12 protein-coding genes are annotated in these 17,989 nt (G+C 66.7%); 7 read left to right on the top strand and 5 right to left on the bottom strand.

Annotated elements, in window-relative coordinates; genetic code table 11:
- Nucleotides 1-40: 40 nt before the first annotated feature.
- The 3 genes from ASG63_RS13880 to ASG63_RS13890 all read left to right on the top strand — a co-directional run bounded on the left by ASG63_RS13880 (nucleotide 41) and on the right by ASG63_RS13890 (nucleotide 3,894).
- A complete protein-coding gene (locus tag ASG63_RS13880) occupies nucleotides 41-1,288 on the top strand; it encodes a hypothetical protein (RefSeq protein ID WP_056217231.1) in 1,248 nt (415 codons plus the stop codon).
- 113 nt (nucleotides 1,289-1,401) lie between these two features.
- Nucleotides 1,402-2,841 (top strand): YcjX family protein, encoded by a 1,440-nt coding sequence (locus ASG63_RS13885; RefSeq protein WP_056217234.1) that lies wholly within the window; start codon nucleotides 1,402-1,404, stop codon nucleotides 2,839-2,841.
- Nucleotides 2,842-2,862: 21 nt separating this feature from the next.
- A complete protein-coding gene (locus tag ASG63_RS13890; RefSeq protein WP_056217237.1) occupies nucleotides 2,863-3,894 on the top strand; it encodes a YcjF family protein in 1,032 nt (343 codons plus the stop codon).
- 3 nt (nucleotides 3,895-3,897) lie between these two features.
- On the opposite strand, the gene ASG63_RS13895 is transcribed toward ASG63_RS13890, so the two are convergent.
- The 5 genes from ASG63_RS13895 to ASG63_RS13915 form a co-directional block, all read right to left on the bottom strand.
- On the bottom strand, nucleotides 3,898-4,449 hold the full coding sequence (locus ASG63_RS13895) for an RBBP9/YdeN family alpha/beta hydrolase (protein ID WP_056217242.1): 552 nt from the start codon (nucleotides 4,447-4,449) through the stop codon (nucleotides 3,898-3,900).
- 121 nt (nucleotides 4,450-4,570) lie between these two features.
- On the bottom strand, nucleotides 4,571-5,299 hold the full coding sequence (locus ASG63_RS13900; protein WP_082559304.1) for a DUF883 family protein: 729 nt from the start codon (nucleotides 5,297-5,299) through the stop codon (nucleotides 4,571-4,573).
- 69 nt (nucleotides 5,300-5,368) lie between these two features.
- The gene (locus ASG63_RS13905) at nucleotides 5,369-5,761 is read right to left on the bottom strand and encodes a DUF3618 domain-containing protein (protein ID WP_056217244.1); all 393 of its coding nucleotides are present in this window, start codon (nucleotides 5,759-5,761) and stop codon (nucleotides 5,369-5,371) included.
- On the bottom strand, nucleotides 5,758-6,153 hold the full coding sequence (locus ASG63_RS13910; RefSeq protein ID WP_056217248.1) for a phage holin family protein: 396 nt from the start codon (nucleotides 6,151-6,153) through the stop codon (nucleotides 5,758-5,760). The genes ASG63_RS13905 and ASG63_RS13910 overlap by 4 nt, the downstream gene beginning before the upstream one ends.
- Nucleotides 6,154-6,163: 10 nt before the next feature.
- Nucleotides 6,164-6,616, bottom strand: coding sequence for a hypothetical protein (locus ASG63_RS13915; RefSeq protein ID WP_056217251.1), 453 nt, complete (start codon nucleotides 6,614-6,616; stop codon nucleotides 6,164-6,166).
- Between the two features lie 440 nt (nucleotides 6,617-7,056).
- Between ASG63_RS13915 and ASG63_RS13920 the strand changes: the two genes are divergently transcribed.
- The 4 genes from ASG63_RS13920 to ASG63_RS13935 all read left to right on the top strand — a co-directional run bounded on the left by ASG63_RS13920 (nucleotide 7,057) and on the right by ASG63_RS13935 (nucleotide 17,846).
- A complete protein-coding gene (locus ASG63_RS13920; protein ID WP_055954941.1) occupies nucleotides 7,057-8,478 on the top strand; it encodes an alpha,alpha-trehalose-phosphate synthase (UDP-forming) in 1,422 nt (473 codons plus the stop codon).
- Between the two features lie 67 nt (nucleotides 8,479-8,545).
- Nucleotides 8,546-10,645 (top strand): glycogen debranching protein GlgX, encoded by a 2,100-nt coding sequence (glgX, locus tag ASG63_RS13925; protein WP_056217254.1) that lies wholly within the window; start codon nucleotides 8,546-8,548, stop codon nucleotides 10,643-10,645.
- 497 nt (nucleotides 10,646-11,142) lie between these two features.
- Nucleotides 11,143-12,945: a malto-oligosyltrehalose trehalohydrolase gene (gene treZ, locus ASG63_RS13930; protein WP_056217258.1), complete on the top strand. Its 1,803-nt coding sequence runs from the start codon at nucleotides 11,143-11,145 to the stop codon at nucleotides 12,943-12,945.
- Nucleotides 12,945-17,846: a malto-oligosyltrehalose synthase gene (locus ASG63_RS13935; protein WP_056217262.1), complete on the top strand. Its 4,902-nt coding sequence runs from the start codon at nucleotides 12,945-12,947 to the stop codon at nucleotides 17,844-17,846. The genes treZ and ASG63_RS13935 overlap by 1 nt, the downstream gene beginning before the upstream one ends.
- Nucleotides 17,847-17,989 lie beyond the last annotated feature (143 nt).

Raw genomic sequence — 17,989 nt, forward strand, 5'->3', positions numbered from 1 at the left:
GACGCCGTTGCCCTGATCCCGAACAAGCTTCGCAGATCCCGTGCTCCTGACCACGCTCCTCGTCCTCTCGACGCTGCTGCCGCGCCTGGAGGGGACGATCGAAGATCTTCGACCGGACGCGACGCGCTGGCGGATGGCATCTGCGGCATCCGAAAGGAATTCTGCGCCCTTCCCGGTCTTCGAATCCGAGGGCCGGGCCGTCTCGAACTGGCGCTATGAGGCAGCCGAAAGCCTGCGCCCAGCCTCACTCGCTCTAGTGGCCCGCTACACGTCCGGCGCCCCGGCCTTCGTCGCCCGTTGCGTCAAGCTGAACAATTACTGGTGCATCAAGAAGGCCCGCTGGAACGGAGAGATCGGCGCGGACAGCGAGGGTCATACCGGATTCGCCACCGCGGCCGATGGCGCCGATGCGGCGGCGCAGCTGCTCCGGCGCTACTATCGTGAATTCGGCCGCCGGTCGGCCCTCGCCATCGTGCGGCGCTGGGCTCCCGCAGAGTGCCGGATCGGCGGGTCGGTCGCACCCCTCGCGAGCCGTCGAACAGGCACGAGGATTTCTCCGGAGGTCGCGCCCCGCGGGATCGGCGGCACGCTCCGGGCCCGCTTCCTGGCTCGCCATTCGCGCGGCGGCATCTCCCGCGCGGCCACTGTGGGACGGGGCGGCCGTCTGCGGATTCAGCCTTGGTCGCCCCTGGCGCGCCTACGGGGGCGTCCGAGCCCGGTGCGCGAGACAGCCAAAGGTCCAGCTTCCGCGAAGTTCGCAGCGGCGACGCCATCGAAATCGGCACTGCTGGTCCGCCCTTCCGAAATTTTGGTGAAGCCCTCGACGATGATCGCCAGGCCATCCGTGCTTCTCGTCGAGCCGAGCGCTGTTCTGAGCGCCGCATCGACGGCTCAACAGCGTGTGCCGCCTACGAAAGCCGAGTCGGTGGCGCGTCTGCAGGAGCGTTTCGTGGCGGAGTCCGCCGCTCTGCCGGCGATTGCGGCGGGCGCGTCGAGCCTGCCGCTTCTCGATCTGAGCGTGCCGGCGCCGGTCTGCGGCAACGATGAGACCCGCATCCGTAACTATGCCACGCGGATCGCCGCCAGCGTCGGCCTGAAAGTCGAAGACGACCTCGAGCTGTTCGGACCCGACGGACGTCCATTGCCGAACCTGCGCCCGGTCATGCAGGCGATGTCGAGCGTGGAGCTCGGGGCCTTGCGCGCTGCCCCGGCCCTGGTGGAGACCGCCATTGAGCGTCTCGATACCAACACCCTTGCCGCCGCCAACGCACCGGTCACGGCACCCTGAGCAGCGAGGCTTGACCCGCACGTCTTGCAGCGGCGTCGTGGTCGCGCCACCTCAGCGACATCGCTGCGGCGTCCAGCCTCGCCTTCCCCAACCCGCCCCATGAGAAGGTTGCCATGAACAGCTTCGCCGCGCGTGCGGGTTCCGCGGTCAAGGCCTTCGCCGAGGCATCGAGCGACCTGCTGATCCAGCCCACCCTGCGGCTCGGCGTCACCGGTCTCGCGCGATCGGGCAAGACCGTCTTCACGACGGCCCTGATCCATCACCTCGTCGAAGCCCATGCCCTTCCGGCCTTTGCGCCGGCCCACGAGGGCCGCCTGCGCCGGGCGCGCCTCGTGCCGCAGCCGGACGACGACATTCCGCGCTTTCCCTATGAGGACCACTACGCTGCCCTGATCGAGCAGCGACTCTGGCCACGCTCGACCGACCGGATCAGCCAGTTCCGCCTCGCCATCGAGTATGAGAGATCCGGAGGCTGGCGCTCCGGTCCGGGCACATTGATGCTCGATGTTGTGGACTATCCGGGTGAGTGGCTTCTCGACCTCGCACTGATCGATCAAAGTTACACCGCCTGGTCGCGCTCCACCATCGCGGGCACGCGCCGAAGTGGCCGCGGAGCGATGGCCGCGCCCTGGCTCGAGATGCTGAGGGGTCTCGACCCGCACGGCGCCCTTGACGAAGTGGTGGCCGAGCGCGCCAGCACCGGTTTCAAGACCTATCTCTCGGCCCTACGCGCTGGTCCCGAAGCCGTGGCGACCACGCCGCCCGGACGCTTCCTGATGCCTGGCGATCTCGCCGGCTCGCCGGCCCTGACCTTCGCGCCTCTCGACAACCTGCCTGAGATCCTGGCGCCGGACAGTCTCGCCGGACTGATGGAACGCCGCTTCGAAGCCTACAAGGCGAAGGTCGTCGAGCCGTTCTTCCGCAACCACTTCCAGCGAGTCGATCGGCAGATCGTCCTCGTCGATGTCCTGGCGGCGGTGGATGCCGGACCGGCCGCGCTGGCCGAGCTCGAGGAGGCGCTTGATGCCGTGCTTCTCAGCTTCCGCATCGGGCGCAACACGATTCTGTCCCGGCTGTTTGCGCCACGCGCCGAGCGGATCCTGTTCGCCGCCACAAAGGCTGACCATTTGCACCAGACGAGCCACGATCGCCTCGACGCCCTGCTACGGCTGCTCGTTTCGCGGGCGATGCGGCGGACGGAGGCGGCGGGCGCACGGGTCGGCACCGTCGCCCTGGCCTCGGTCCGGGCAACGCGTGAGACCACCGTGCATGACGGAGACGAGATCCTCCGTGCCGTATCCGGTACGCCGGAAGCGGGCGAGCGCGTCGGGGACGAGATCTTCGACGGCTTGAGCGAGGCGGCGATCTTCCCCGGTGAGCTGCCGCAGCGCCCGGAATTGGTATTGGAAGGAGCCGTCCCTCCCGGGTCCTTACGGTTTCCCCGCTTCCGACCGCCCCTCGTGAAACCCGATGCCCTCGGCCGGCCTGGTAACCTGCCGCAGATCCGGCTCGACCGCGCCATGCAGTTCCTCATCGGCGACAAACTCGTCTAAGACCTCCGGGATGTCCCAGTCATGAGCTCGAGCAACCGCCCCCGTGCCTTTCGCATTCCGCCGAGCGGATCCGAGGAGATCACCGACGGCATTGCGCCGTCTCCCGCGGCGGCGGCCCATGTCCGAATCGTCGAGGAGCCCTTCGAGGTCGTCGATGCGGCCGACGGTGTTGCGGTGCCTGTCGCCCCCAAGGCGCGCGCTCCGTGGCTCAGCCTGCTTCTTATCGCTCTCGGAGGTCTCGTATCCCTCGGCGTCGGGTTGTCGGTGGAGCGCCTGATCGCAGACCTGTTCAGCGCCGCCCCCTGGCTCGGCACCGTCGCCCTGGTCCTGCTGGCCGTCGCGGCAGTCGCATTCCTAGCCCTCGTCGCCCGGGAGTTGTCGGGGATCTGGCACGAGCGCCAGATCGAGCGGGTCCGCGCCAAGGCGATCGAGGCGATTGCCACCCGCGACCATTCCGCCGCGCAGGCCGTTGTGCGTGACCTGACGGGTCTCTACGCCGAGCGTACCGCGTTGGCGGCGGGCCGTGCTCGTCTCGCCACCCTCGGCGACGCGATCCTCGATGTGGACGACCGCATCGGCCTCGCCGAGCACGAGTTGCTCGCGCCCCTCGATCGCCAGGCTCGCAACGCCATCGCGGCCTCGGCCAAGCAGGTGTCGGCGGTGACCGCCCTGAGCCCACGTGCCATCGTCGACGTCGCCTTCGTGATCTTTGCCGCCGTGCGCCTGTTGCGCCGGATCGCCACGATCTATGGCGGACGCCCGGGCTTTTTCGGCTTCCTGCGCTTGGCGCGTGCCGCTTTCGCCCATCTCACCGTGACGGGGGGCATGGCGGTCGGCGAGAGTATGATCCAGCAGGTGCTCGGCCTCGGCCTTGCCGCCCGCGTCTCGGCGAAGCTGGGCGAGGGTGTCCTTAACGGCCTAATGACGGCTCGCTTCGGCCTTGCCGCGCTGGCGGTCTGCCGGCCGCTGCCGTTCGTGCGTGAGGCGCCGCCGCGACTTTCGGACGTGGCGGGCGAACTGCTCAAGCCGCTGACGGATGAGGCGAAGGGCTGATCGCTACAGGGTCTTCATGAAGCCGGCGAGGCGCATCAGGCCTTCCGGCCAGGGACCGTGCCCGCTCGCCACGTTGATGTGCCCGGCCTCCCCCGCATCGACCACGACGGCACCCCAGGCATAAGCGAAGTCCTCGGCACGGGCGTAGCTGCAATAGGGATCGTTGCGGCTGGCGACCACCAGGGACGGGAAGGGCAAGGGAGAGCGCGGCACCGGTGCGAAGGCGGTGACGCTGGCGGGCAGGTTCGGCGTCGTCTCCACGTCCGGGAAGGCGACGAGAAGCGCACCGCGCACAACGCCCGGCGCGAAGTCCGAGGCGGCCTGCACCGCGGCCACAACGCCGAGGCTGTGCGCGATCAGGATCACGGGGCGGGTCGCGCCGTTCACAGCCCCGACGATCCGCGCGCGCCAAGCTTGAGCATCAGGGTGATGCCAGTCGTCTTGTACAACGATTCGACCCGTGGAAAGTCGATCGGCCCAGCGAGCCTGCCAATGCTCGTCTTCAGAGCCGGCATAGCCCGGCAAAATTAGGATCTCGCAGTCGGCAATCTTCATGGCTCTGCGATACCGGCGGGGCTCCGCGTCGTCGAGTCGTTCGAAATTCTCGATGTGGAAAGGGGCGACACGATTGTGTGCCGCCCCTTTCGTGCCTGACGCGAAAGATCCGCGTGATCGATCAGTGCGCCTTGGGCGCGGAGGACGGTGACCGAGCTTGTGCGGGAGCGCCGGTCTCCGGCTGCTCGTTGCCAGCGGCCCGTTGAACGGCGGCGTTGAGGTTCTCTGGATCGAGGGCGCTCGCGACGAAGTCCCGTCCGCGATGGGTAACGTCGCGGGCGTAGCGAAGGCCCTGGTCACGCACTTCGTCCGCCCAGGGACCGACATTCTCGTCCTCGGTGCGGGTCCGTGGAAGCAGGGCGCCGATGAGGAGACCGGCCGCGAGTCCAACGACGCCAACGAGGAGTGGGTTTTCAGATACGAAGTCCTCGACGGCCGAGCGGCCATCCTGGAGACGCGCACTGCTGCGCTCGCTAAGATCGTCGATGCGGCGGCGCCCCTCCTGGCGGGTGTCCGATGCCCAGCCTCGGGCGTCGTCGTAAACATCCGAAGCCCGTTCACGCAGGTCCTGAACCGTGTCGGAAACGCGGCCGCGGACGTCGCCTGCGGTCTCAGCCGCGCGGTCGCGGAGGTCGCTGGCGCGGGCCTTCACCTCGTCGGTGGTCGAGGAACCATGGCTGCCCTCCGTCGTGTAGATGCTGTGTGCCTCGGTGCCGGAGTGGTGGGAGCCCGGGCTCGGCACATCGTGCAGGGAGCCTTCGGCCTGATGGCCGCGCGGCATTCCGGCGGCGAGAGCGATATCGTCGGGGAGCGAGCGGTGCTCGTCACCGGGTTTCTGGGTCGAACTCATGGGTTGCTCCTGAGAGTCGCCGAAGGCCGCATGGGCTGGATCGGGTCACGTGCGGTTGTCCGCGAGGGCCTAAATCTGGGTTTCGCCGGCGAGATGGTTGACGGGATGCTGCGTCGGAAGATCCGGATCGTAGACGCGGTCGGCGCCCGTCTTCGTCACCGGAAGGCCGTCGACCGCGAGGCGCGCGCGCCGGCGGATTCCCGGCGTCGTCTGGTTGGTCGACATGCGGTGGATAAGCCAGCCGACTCCGGCGGCGATGAGGAGCACCGGAACCGGATTGCGCCGCACCGCCTCCAGAGCCCCATCATAGGCGCCGCTGAGCGGCGTACGCCGAGCGTTGCCTAGCATCTCGTCGACGATGCTGGAGACTGAAAGCCGCTCTTGAATTTGGTCAATGGTCTGGTCGAGACGGGCACGGCTCGCTTCGATGTCCTTCTCCAGATCGTTCAACGATTCGGTCATCCCGAGACCCTCTCAGACAATGTACGGGCGTCCTCGCGGACTTGGCGGGTCGTGCGCACGGGGGCGAGGGTCGAGAGCGACATGGCATTTCGCCCGATCAAGGCAAGCGCCACAGCGACGACGAGGAGGACGCCGCCGACGATCAAGGCGGCGAGGGCCTCCGAGTGAACCATGGTGGCGAGCCATTTCACCAAGGCGTCGACGAGGACGAAGAGAGCGACGACGCCGAAGACGGCGGCGCCGACGAGGAGCCCAAGGCCGATGAACAGCGCTCGGACGTTGCTGGTCATCTCATTGCGGAAGAGGGCAATCTCCTTCCGCGCAAGTTCGTTGGTTTCCCGCAGGGCGTCGCCGATCAGGCCCTGGATACTGGATTGCGGACCGGTGGTCATCGAACGGTCCTCAGAGGCGATGGGAGGTCGGATGGGTACTGTTCAGAGGTGCGGCACTCGTCGACTTGATGAAGCGGGCCACCACGAAGCCGGTAAGGAAAGTCGCGACCGCAACCGCCACGGGAGCGCGCCGTGCGAACGCTTCTGCATCCTCGTAGAATTCCGAGAAGCTGCGTTCCTCGATCGAAGTGCCGAGATGCTCGAGACCATCGGCGGCACTATCGAAGAAGGCCCTGATGTTAGGCTGCGCCTCGAAGGTCTTGCTGGACTCCCGGACGGACGTCGCGAGGTCGGTCACGGAGCGCGCGGCGTCGCCCTTGCGCTGGTCGATGTAGTCGGTTGCGTGCGAACGAGCCGCTTCGACGAAGCTGCGGCCACGCTCCGCCGCAACATCCGCGATCCCCTCGACATCGCCGCGCAGAGCCTTCCAATCGGCCGCCTGGTTCGCCGGCTCCGCGCCCATGGGGCCTGGGGGTTGGTTTGCGGTCACGGTGATACTCCTCGGCACGAGTTGAAAAGAAACGGCATTTGCGACGGTTAAACAGCAGCGGAAGAGACAGGGTTCCGCCTTGGGCTACAGCGTCTCGGACGAGGCCTGGGACGACCGGCGTCAGGCTCCGTTCAGCCGCGGTCTGGCAAGGCGCGAAAGCTTGAGCGTTGCGGTGTTCGGTAGGGTGTTCGACGATGTCTGCGAAATGCAACGCCAGGCGCCGGAATGAGACAGAACGGGTTTTGAAGTGGGTTTGTTTGCCGTGAACCCCACGCATTCAGGTCTTGACCCGGGTCCATCGAACGCGCTTGGCTGCACCGACGGATCGCGCTCGGCTTCCGCGCGTTCACCCAATGTATCAGTCTGGTCGCGCGCAATTCTGCGCGGGACCCGTGAGGACCGGAGCCGGCTTCGTGGCACGTCTCGTCATCGTATCGAACCGCGTTGCAATCCCCGAGGAAGGGGGAAAAGCCGTTGCGGCAGGTGGCCTCGCGGTGGCCGTCAAAGAGGCGTTCACCGCCTATGAAGGCCTCTGGTTCGGCTGGAGTGGCAATGTCGTCGAGAATCCATCCAGCGAACCGACCCTGATCGATCGGGGGCATATCAGTTACGCCGTGGTCGATCTGTCACCGCAGGACCATCGGGAGTATTATAGCGGCTTCGCCAACCGCGCCCTCTGGCCGATCATGCATTACCGGCTCGGCCTTGGAGCCTTCTCGCGCTCCGATTATGCCGGTTATCAGCGTGTGAACCGCATCTTCGCCCGAGCTCTCGCGAACCTCGTCGAACCCGACGACATCATTTGGGTGCACGACTACCACCTGTTGCCCCTGGCTTCCGAGCTTCGCGGGCTCGGGATCGCCAATCCGATCGGATACTTCCATCACATCCCGTGGCCGGCGGCAGACGTGTTCAACACGCTCCCCGCCAGTGGCGATCTTCTACGCGGCATCGCGGATTACGATCTGATCGGTCTGCAGACCGATCCGGACGTCCACAACCTGACACGCAATCTCATCGACGAGCTTCGAGCGATTCCCCTCGGCGGTGGTTCCCTGATGGTGGACGGCCGCCGCACGCGCATCCGCAGCTTCCCGATCGGGATCGATGTGGCCGGCTTCAAGGAAGCGGCCGAGAATGCCGGGTCCAACCGTACCGTCCGCGAGACGATGGCGGGCCTGCGGACGCGCAAGCTGCTGATCGGCGTCGACCGCCTGGATTATTCCAAGGGTGTGCCGGAGCGGATGGAGGCGGTGGACCGTTTCTTCGCCTCCAACCCGGACCAGCGCGGGAACGTGGTCTATCTTCAGATCACCCCGAAATCCCGGACCGAAGTTCCGGAATACGAGGACCTCAGCCGCGAGGTGAACGAGACCGTCGGACACATCAACGGAACACTGGGCGAGCCGAACTGGACGCCGATCCAGTACGTCACCAAGGCTTATCCCCGTCCTGTCCTCGCCGGCCTCTATCGGGCTGCACGCGTCGGTCTCGTTACGCCGATGCGCGACGGGATGAACCTTGTCGCCAAGGAGTACGTCGTCGCGCAGACGGAAGAGGATCCCGGTGTTCTTGTGCTGTCGAAATTCGCTGGCTCGGCCCGACAGTTGCCCGAGGCGCTTCTCGTCAATCCCTATGACCGCTTCGAAGTCGCGGAGGCGATTCGTACCGCGCTCTACATGCCACGCGGTGAACGCCTCGAGCGCTGGAAGCCCATGGTCGAGCGTATGACGCGCGAGGATGTTGACTGGTGGGCGCGCAATTTCATGGCGGAACTCGAGAACTTTCGAACGATCGAGCGTGAGCCGCCCCGTACCGCCGCCGCTGCGGAATGATCTGTCGGCGTCGTCCGGCGACGCCTAAACCCGGGACGACACCAGATTCTTGATTGCAACTGACCACATGATCGGCGTCGATGACGGTGTGCCGGCGCCGCTCGGCGCGCATTTCGACGGGCGCGGTGTCAACTTCGCCTTGTTTTCGCAGAATGCCACGGCCGTCGACCTGTGTCTGTTCGATCCTGGCGAGCGCCACGAAACTCGTCGAATTCGGCTACCCTGTCGCACCGACGACGTCTGGCACGGTTACCTGCGCGGCGTATTCCCGGGCCAGCTCTATTGCTACCGCGTCCACGGTCCCTGGGATCCGGCTGAGGGCCACCGCTTCAATCCAGCCAAACTGCTGCTCGACCCCTATGCCCGAGACATTCAAGGCCGCATCCGTTGGCATGATTCGCTCTACGGTCACCGCCGCGGACTCCAGCGCGCGGACCAGATCGACCGGCGCGACAGTGCCGCATTCATGCCACGTGGCATCGTGGCGCCGCCGGAGGTGCCCGACCTCGCGGTGAGCCCGGTTCGACGACCGCTGTCGCAGACGGTGATCTATGAGGCGCACGTCAAGGCACTCACGCAGACCCATCCGGACGTGCCGGAGGCGGCACGCGGGACCTATGCGGCGCTCGCCCATCCGGCGATCATCGAGCATCTTCTGAAACTCGGCGTCACCGCCATCGAGCTCCTACCGCTTCAATCCTTCGCCGACGACCGTTTCCTCGTCGAGAAGAACCTCGTGAATTTCTGGGGCTACTCGCCCCTGAACTACTTCGCCGCCGATCCACGCTACCGCGGCCCGGCCGGCATCGGCGGCCTGCGGGCGGCTATCCGCGAGCTCGCCGCCGCCGAGATCGAAGTGATCCTCGACGTCGTCTACAATCATACGGCGGAGGCCGATCACACCGGACCAACCCTGTCGTTCCGCGGCATCGACAACGCCAGTTATTACAAGCTGAAACCGGACAATCGCCGCGAGGAAATCGACTGTACCGGCTGTGGCAACACCCTCGACCTCGACCATCCGCGCGTCATGCAGATGGTCCTCGACTCCCTGCGGCACTGGGTGACCGCCTACGGCGTCGCGGGTTTCCGCTTCGATCTGGCGACGAGTCTCGGTCGCAACCCGTATGATTTCAGCCCCAAGGCGGCCTTCTTTCAGGCCGTCGCGCAGGATCCCGTCCTCGCCCAGGTGAAGATGATCGCCGAACCCTGGGACATCGGCGCAGGGGGGTATCAGCTCGGAGGCTATCCCCGCGGCTGGAGCGAGTGGAACGATCAGTTCCGCGACAGCATCCGGGGCTTCTGGCGCGGCGATCGCGGCACCCTGGCCAAGGTCACGCAGGGTCTCTCCGGCTCACGCGAAATCTTCGCGGCCTCCGGGCGGTGGCCGCTGTCGAGCATCAACTTCGCCGCCTCTCATGATGGCTTCACCCTGGCCGACGTCGTAGCCTACGAGGAGAAGCACAACCTCGCGAATGGTGAGGACAATCGCGACGGCCATGGACACAATCTCTCGCGTAATTACGGCGTCGAGGGCGAGACTACCGATCCAGTCATCCTTAACCTGCGGGCCCGTCAGAAGCGCAATCTCCTGGCGACAGTGTTCCTCGCGCAGGGCGTGCCGATGCTGCTTATGGGCGATGAGCGCTCGCGCAGCCAACGCGGGAACAACAATGCCTACGCGCAGGACAATCAAACCAGCTGGATGGACTGGGAGAACGATCCCGATCTCAGCCTCACGACCTTCGTCGGCAACCTGACACGCATTCGCCGCGAACAGCCCGCCCTTCGTCGGCGCGACTATCTCACTGGAGCACTGGTCGATGACGGGCCTCTACGGGACGTTCATTGGCTTGCCCCGGGCGGGACTGAGATGGCAGATGGCGATTGGGCGGATTCCGAGCGGCAAGCCTTCGGCATGCAGATCGGGAATGACCTACCGCAGGCGGATCGCCTGCTGATCCTCGTCAACGCGGCTGAGGAGCCCTGCGACTTCACCCTGGCGCCGATCATCGGCGGCCCCTGGACGCTCGTTTTCGACACCACCAAACAGACCGGTGCGGTACCGGCCGGACAGGCTCTGTTTCCGCCTGGGGCCGGGATCCGCCTCGATTCGCAGGCAATTTACGTCCTGCGCGCGAGGCCGTCTTCGGCGTATCGGGGATAAGCGCAGGGCGGATCGAAATCGTCGCCGGGGCTCGGACGAGGGCTCATCCCGCCGATCCCTCATGGCACAGCTCATGACGCGCTTGTTCGAGGAACTCTTCGCGTTCGGAATTCGAAAGCGGTAGCAAAGCGCATTCGGAGGTCGGGTGGGCGTCGGCGCCGTCGGCGTCCCAGCATCGCTCTGCGTGACCGTTCCGGGCGAAATTGAGCTTGGCTCTCGCCAGGACCAGGACTGCAACAGTTTCTTTTATTTCGGATCTCAGAGCAGGGGCGAGCGTGTCCGTCGCGCATGAGGCAAATGTCGGACCGTGCCCGTATTGACGCCGAGAAGCCGGTGCGGTGCACAAAACTCTTTCGGCCGGTGGTTGTCGCTGCCGAGCCACGCCTTACCTCGACGGTGATCCCGCAGGGAACAACACGGTGCGCGCCGGCTTCTGCAAGGTGCGACGGACGCTCATGTCCCCCCGAAGCGTGCGAGAGACGGAAGATGGTGGCTTGATGCGGCGCGCCCACAGCATGGCTTTCGGCAGCGAAGTGACGAAGGACGGGGTTCGCTTCGCCTTCTGGGCGCCGACGGCCCAGGAAGTGAGCCTGGTGCTCGACGGGGCCGACCATCCGATGCCGGAAGCCGGTGCAGGCTGGCGCCGGCTCACGGTTCCGAACGCCGGCGGTGGTGCGCGCTACGGCTATCGCATCGACGGCGATCTCGTCGTACCGGATCCGGCATCGCGGTTTCAGCCCGACGACGTCTCCGGCTTCAGCGAGGTGATCGATCCGCGCGCCTACGATTGGACCGACAGCGCCTGGACCGGACGCCCCTGGGAGGAGGTCGTGCTCTACGAACTCCATGTCGGGACGGCAACGCCGCAAGGCACCTACGCGGCGCTGGAGGGCAAGCTCGAGGATCTGCGCGACCTCGGCATCACGGCCATCGAACTATTGCCGCTGGCCGACTTCAAGGGCACCCGCAACTGGGGCTACGACGGGGTGCTGCCCTACGCGCCGGACAGCGTCTACGGCCGACCGGACGACCTGAAGCGCCTCATCGACAAGGCGCACGCCCTCGGGTTGATGGTATTCCTCGACGCCGTCTACAACCATTTCGGCCCGGCTGGGAATTACCTCAACGCTTACGCCAAGACCTTCTTCACCGAACGACACCAGACGCCCTGGGGCGCCGGAATCAATTTCGACGGCGAGACCAGCGGACGCGTTGTCCGTGACTTTTTCATCGAGAATTCCCTGTACTGGCTCGAGGAGCTTCATTTCGACGGTCTCCGCTTCGACGCGGTCCATGCGATTCTCGACGATTCCGAGAAGCACTTCATTGGAGAACTCGCTGAGACGATCCGCGCAAGGCTGCCCGGCCGCCACATTCACCTTGTTCTCGAAAACGAAGCGAACCAAGCCCGCTGGCTCGAGCGCGATCCGCAGGGTGAGGCGATCCAGCACAACGCACAATGGGCCGACGATCTGCATCATTGCTGGCATGTGCTGCTGACCGGCGAGGATGCCGGATACTATGCTAGCTTCGCCGACAAGCCGGTTGAGCATCTGGCTCGCTGCCTGTCGGAAGGCTTCGCCTATCAGGGCGAGCCGTTCCCGACCCTCGACAACCATCCGCGCGGCGAGCCTTCAGCCCACCTGCCGCCCTCGGCCTTCGTCACCTTCCTGCAGAACCACGATCAGGTCGGAAACCGGGCGTTGGGTGAGCGCCTGAGCGACCTCTGCGATCCGCAGAAGCTTGCGCTTGCCCGGGCCGGGCTGATCCTCAGCCCGCAGATCCCGATGTTGTGGATGGGCGAGGAGTGGTCGGCGACCGCGCCGTTCCTGTTTTTCGTCGATTTCGCGCCGGACGGGGAATTGAACAAGGCCGTTCGTGAGGGCCGCCGCCGGGAGTTCAAGAGCTTCGCCGCCTTCGCCGACGACACGTCGGTGATCCCGGACCCCACCGAAGCGAAGACGTTTACGGATTCGCGGATCGACTGGTCCGAGCGCTCGGATGCGCCGCACCGCGCGGTGCTCGCCGATACGCGCAACCTGCTTCAGATCCGTCATCAGAGCGTGGTGCCGCTGACGAAGACCCGCTACCTCGGCGCGAAGACGACCCTCCCGCGGCCCGACATCGTCGACTGCACCTGGACCTACGCGGGCGGCTGGCTTCGCTTCGTGGCCAATGTCGGCAGCGAGGATTTTACCGTCGAGCGTGGGAGCGGTCAGGTCATCTGGTCGAGCGGGTCGGGCAACGGATCGATCGTACTTCCGTCTTGGACGGGTGTTTTCCTGACGGGTGTGAACTGATGAGCCGCGACCTCGAACGCCTCGCCGACCTCCTTGGCGTCGCCGCCGGCTACACCGACGCCTTCGGGCAGCCGGTGGAGACCGCTCTTGACGTCCGGCGCGGGATGATCACCGCCCTCGGCTATCCCGCCGAGACGGATGAGGATATCGCCGCGAGCCTCTCCGAAGTCTCGGCCGTGCGGAGCGGGTTGATCCCGCCGCTGCTGCCAGCCGAGGCCCGCCGCGCCACGAGTGTCCCGATCCAGGTGGCAGGCGCCGGCGGGACCTTGTCCTGGCGTCTGGTCGACGAGCGTGGACATCACCGCGAGGGTCGTGTCGCGGTCACGGGCTCCAGCTTCGAGTTGCCGCCACTCACTCCCGGCTATCACCGCCTCTCCGTCGCACTTGGTGAGCATCGCTCGGATACTTGGGTGATCTCGGCGCCGCAGCGCTGCTGGCGCCCGCGGGCCTACGCCGATGAGGGAGCCCGCGATTGGGGGCTCGCGGCACAACTCTATGGCCTGCGCTCACCCGACAACCTCGGGATCGGCTCTTACGCCGATGCGGGGCGGGCAGCGCGGGCTGCGGGCCTGCGCGGTGCGTCCTTCCTGGGCCTCAGCCCCGTCCACGCGCTGTTCGCCACCGACCGCACCAAGATCTCGCCCTACTCGCCGTCGTCACGGCTCTTTCTTGAGACCCTCTTCATCGAGCCCGGTGCCCTGCCGGGCTTCGTCGGCTCGAAGGCGGCCGCTCTCCTCGCCTCCATGGCGAATCGCGTGGAGAGCCTGCGCGAGGCCAAGCTCGTCGAGCATGCTGGCATCTGGGCCGTGCTCTCGCCGGTGCTTCAGGCCCTCTGGCAGGAATCCGCGGCGCGCGACGGGATGGACGCGGGCTTTATCGCCTTCCGGGCCGCCGGCGGCCCGGATCTCGAAGCCCACGGCACCTTCGAGGCGCTCGCCGAGCATTATCAGGCACAGGGCGCCCAGTGGCTCGGTGACTGGCCGGAAGAGATGCGCCGCAACGGGACGCCCACCGTGCGCGCCTTCGCCGAGGCCCACGCCGAGACCGTGACCTACCACATCTGGCTGCAGTACCTTGCGGATCGCCAACTGGAGGACGCATCCAACACCGCGCTCGCCACCGGCATGCGTCTCGGGCTCTACCGCGATCTCGCCGTCGGCGCCGACCGCGGCGGCTCGGAGATCTGGTCGCATCCCGAGCGGTTCGCGAACGGCGTCTCCATCGGGGCACCGCCGGACCTTCTAGCGCCGAAGGGCCAGGATTGGGGCCTGCCAGCCTTCCATCCCCTGGAGATGGAGCGCGACGGGCTCGCGGCCTTCCGCGCCCTGGTGGTGGCTAACATGCGCCACGCCGGCGCGATCCGGATCGACCACGCCTTCCAGCTCGCGCGCCTGTTCCTGATCCCGGTCGGACGCTCGGCCAAGGAGGGGGCTTACGTCGCGATGCCTTTCGAGCCGATGCTCGCGGTCCTGCGCCTGGAAAGCCACCGCGCCAAGTGCCTCGTGATCGCGGAAGATCTTGGCACTGCGCCAGAGGGCTTCTCAGACGCCCTGATGCAGGCCGGCATCCTGAGCTACCGGATCCTCGCCTTCGAGCGCGATCAGGGCGCCCGCTTCAAGCCCCCGGCAGCCTATCCCCGCGATGCCCTCACGGCCATCACCACGCACGACCTGCCGACGTTCGTCGGATGGTGGCGGGGCGTCGACACTGACACGCGTCAGGCGCTGGGCCTCTACGATTCCGAGCGGGCCGATGCGGAGCGCCGCGAGCGCATCGAGGAGCGCGCCCGCCTCACCGAGGCGCTCGCTGCCGAACAGTTGCTGCCGAGCTATGATCCGCCCGAGGCCGCGCCGTTCGAGGCTGCTGCCCGTTATCTTGGGCGCGCGCCGTCCATGCTGACGGCGGTCCAGTACGAAGACGTCGTGTCCGAGCTGTCCCAAGCCAACGTCCCGGGCTCGACGGAAGGCTATCCGAACTGGCGGCGTAAGCTCGATCGCACCCTGGAGAGCATCGCCGCCCCAGGGGGGCCCCTCGCCAAGCTCGCCGCCTCCCTTGCCGCCGAGGATCGCGGGCCGCGCTCGGGCGCCGCGCGCCTCGCATCGGCTCCCCCCCGATCGACCTATCGCCTTCAGTTCCACAAGGATTTCACCTTCGCGGATGCGGAGAAGATCGTCCCCTACCTTGCCAAGCTCGGCATCAGCCACGTTTACGCCTCGCCGATCCAGAAGGCCCGGCCTGGCTCGACGCACGGCTACGACATCGTCGACCACTCCACCATCAACCCGGAGCTCGGCGGCGAGGAGGACTTCGTCCGCTTCTCGGACGCGCTGCACGGTGCCGGACTCAAGCTCCTCCTCGACATCGTCCCGAACCATATGGGCGTGGGCGGCGCCGACAATCCCTGGTGGCTCTCCGTGCTTGAATGGGGTGGCCTCTCCCCCTCGGCCGAGGCCTTCGACATCGACTGGTCACGGCTCGGCGCCAAGAACAAGCTTGTGGTGCCCTTCCTCGGCGACCGCTACGGCGAGGCCCTGGAGAAGGGGACTCTGGCGCTGAAGTTCGACTCGGAGAAGGGGGCCTTTAGCATCTGGCACTACGAGCACGAATTCCCGATCTGCCCGTTGCAGTATCCGACGATCCTGAACCGCTCGCTCGCGGCCCTCGGCGACATCGAGGACGCAGCTGCCCTGGAAGTCTTGGGCATCTCCGAGCGTCTGCGCCTCATGGGCGAGGAAACGACCGACGAGCGCCGTCGCGCCTTCCCGGCTGAGGCCGAGGAATTGAAGGATCGCCTCGTGGAGGCCGTCGAGGCCTCGCCAGCCATCGCGGCCGCGATCGGCCGCACGCTGAAGCTTCTCAACGGCGCCAAGGGGCACCCCGACAGCTTTGGCCCGCTGCACCGCCTGCTGGAGCAGCAATCCTACCGCCTCGCCCATTGGCGGATCGCCGCGAGCGACATCAACTATCGCCGGTTCTTCGACGTGAACGGCCTCGCCGGCCTGCGCGTCGAGCAGTCCGACGTGTTTCGGCGATCGCACGAGACGATCTTCCACCACATCGCGGCCGGGCGGATCGATGGGCTGCGCATCGACCACATCGACGGGCTCGCCGATCCCCTTGGCTACGCGCGCGCTCTTCAGGCCGCCATCGGCCCGGGCTTCTACGTGGTGGTGGAGAAGATCCTCGAACCCGGCGAGCGCCTGCGGCCCTGGCCCGTGGCGGGCACCACCGGCTACGACGTCCTGAACCAGCTCGACGGTATTCTCGTCGATAAGGGCAAGCGCGCCGAGATCCGCCGGCTCTACGAGAGCCGGACGCAGTTCGACGAGCCCTACAAGTTCATGCTTCGTGCCGCCAAGGCCGAGATCCTCGAGATCAGCTTCGCCTCCGAGCTCGAGGTGATGACCTCCGACCTCAAGGCGGTGGCCGATGCCGACCGGCGGACGCGTGACTTCTCGGTGAACGCCATCCGGCGGGCGCTCATCGAGACCATCGCCCGCTTCCCGACCTATCGCAGCTACCTGCCGGGCGACCTCGACGAGAGCGATGTCGAGGACGAGGATATCCGCCTCATCGAGACGGCGGTGAAGAAGGCCAAGCGCTGGAGCGCGCTGCCGGACCGCTCCGTGCACGACTTCGCCGCCGACGCCATGCTCGGCCGCATCGACGTGACGGGCCCGGGCAGGCCGGACCCGGAGGTGATCCTGCGTTTCCGCCGCCGCTTCCAGCAGCTCACTGGCCCGGTGATGGCCAAGAGCCTTGAGGATACGCTGTTCTACCGTTTCGCGGAGCTCCTCGCCCTCAACGAGGTCGGTGGCGATCCGGGCGAGTACGGCCTCGACGCGGAGCACTTCCATGCGCTCCAGGCGGCGCGGGCGCGCGACTGGCCGAACGCAATGATCACAACCGCGACCCACGACACCAAGCGCGGTGAGGATGCCCGCTCCCGCCTGCTCGCCCTGTCGGAAATCCCGCAGGATTGGGCCGCCGCCTGGGAGACCTGGACGAACCTCGCCCAGCCTCACCTGACGGTGATCGACAAGGAGCCGGTGCCGGACGCCAACGACCAGTGGATGTTCTTCCAGGCCATCCTCGGTGCGTGGCCGCTGGAGCTTCTGGACGCGGACGATCCCGTGGCGATCGAGGATTTCCGTCATCGCCTCGACGCCTATGCCGAGAAGGCCCTGCGTGAATCGAAGCGCCGGTCGAGCTGGGTCAACGTCGACGAGGACTACGAGGGCGCGGTCCACGCCCTCTTCGCTCAGCTCATCGCGCCGGGGTCGGCGTTCCTGGCTCAGTTGCGCCCCTTCGCGAAGCGCCTTGCCCATCTCGGCATGATTGCCGGTCTTGGCCGAACCGTGCTGAAGGCGACCCTGCCGGGCCTGCCCGACACGTACCAGGGGACCGAGTTCTGGGATTTCTCGTTCGTCGATCCCGACAACCGGCGCCCCGTGAACTATCCGGCCCTGGCCCGTGCGCTCGAGGAGGGCCTGCCCGCCGCCGACCTGCTGGCACACTGGACGGACGGGCGCGTCAAGCAGGCGACTCTTGCCAGACTTCTGGCCGATCGCGCCGCTCGCCCGAGCTTCTACGCCGACGCCGATTATCAGGCACTTCCGGCGTCCGGTCCGCAGGCGGAGCATGTCATCGCATTCACACGGTCCGATGCGACGACGGGCGAAGGCGATCTCGTCGTGGCGGTCCCGCGCCTTGTCTCGGGCCTCGTCGGCGAGGACCTCTGGTCGAGTGAGGCTTTTGCGGGCACGGGCGTGGCGGTGACGCCGGCCTCGGCCTGGATCGATCTCGTCACCGGCGACGAGATTGCTGCCGAGGATGGCCGGATCGAACTCGGACGGGCCTTCGCGCGTCTGCCCTATGCCGTCTTGAAGCGGATCCGCTGACGGCGCGTCGAACGCGTCTCGCATGGCGAGGGCGCACCGACACGATCGACACGGGGGAGGGATCGGCCTTCCCCGTCACGGCTTCGCCTTCTCGGGACAGCCGCTCGCCGGTTCAAGCGGTCCCTGCCGGGGTCCAGAGCCGT

The sequence above is a fragment of the Methylobacterium sp. Leaf94 genome, assembly GCF_001426045.1.
Classification (GTDB): Bacteria; Pseudomonadota; Alphaproteobacteria; order Rhizobiales; family Beijerinckiaceae; genus Methylobacterium.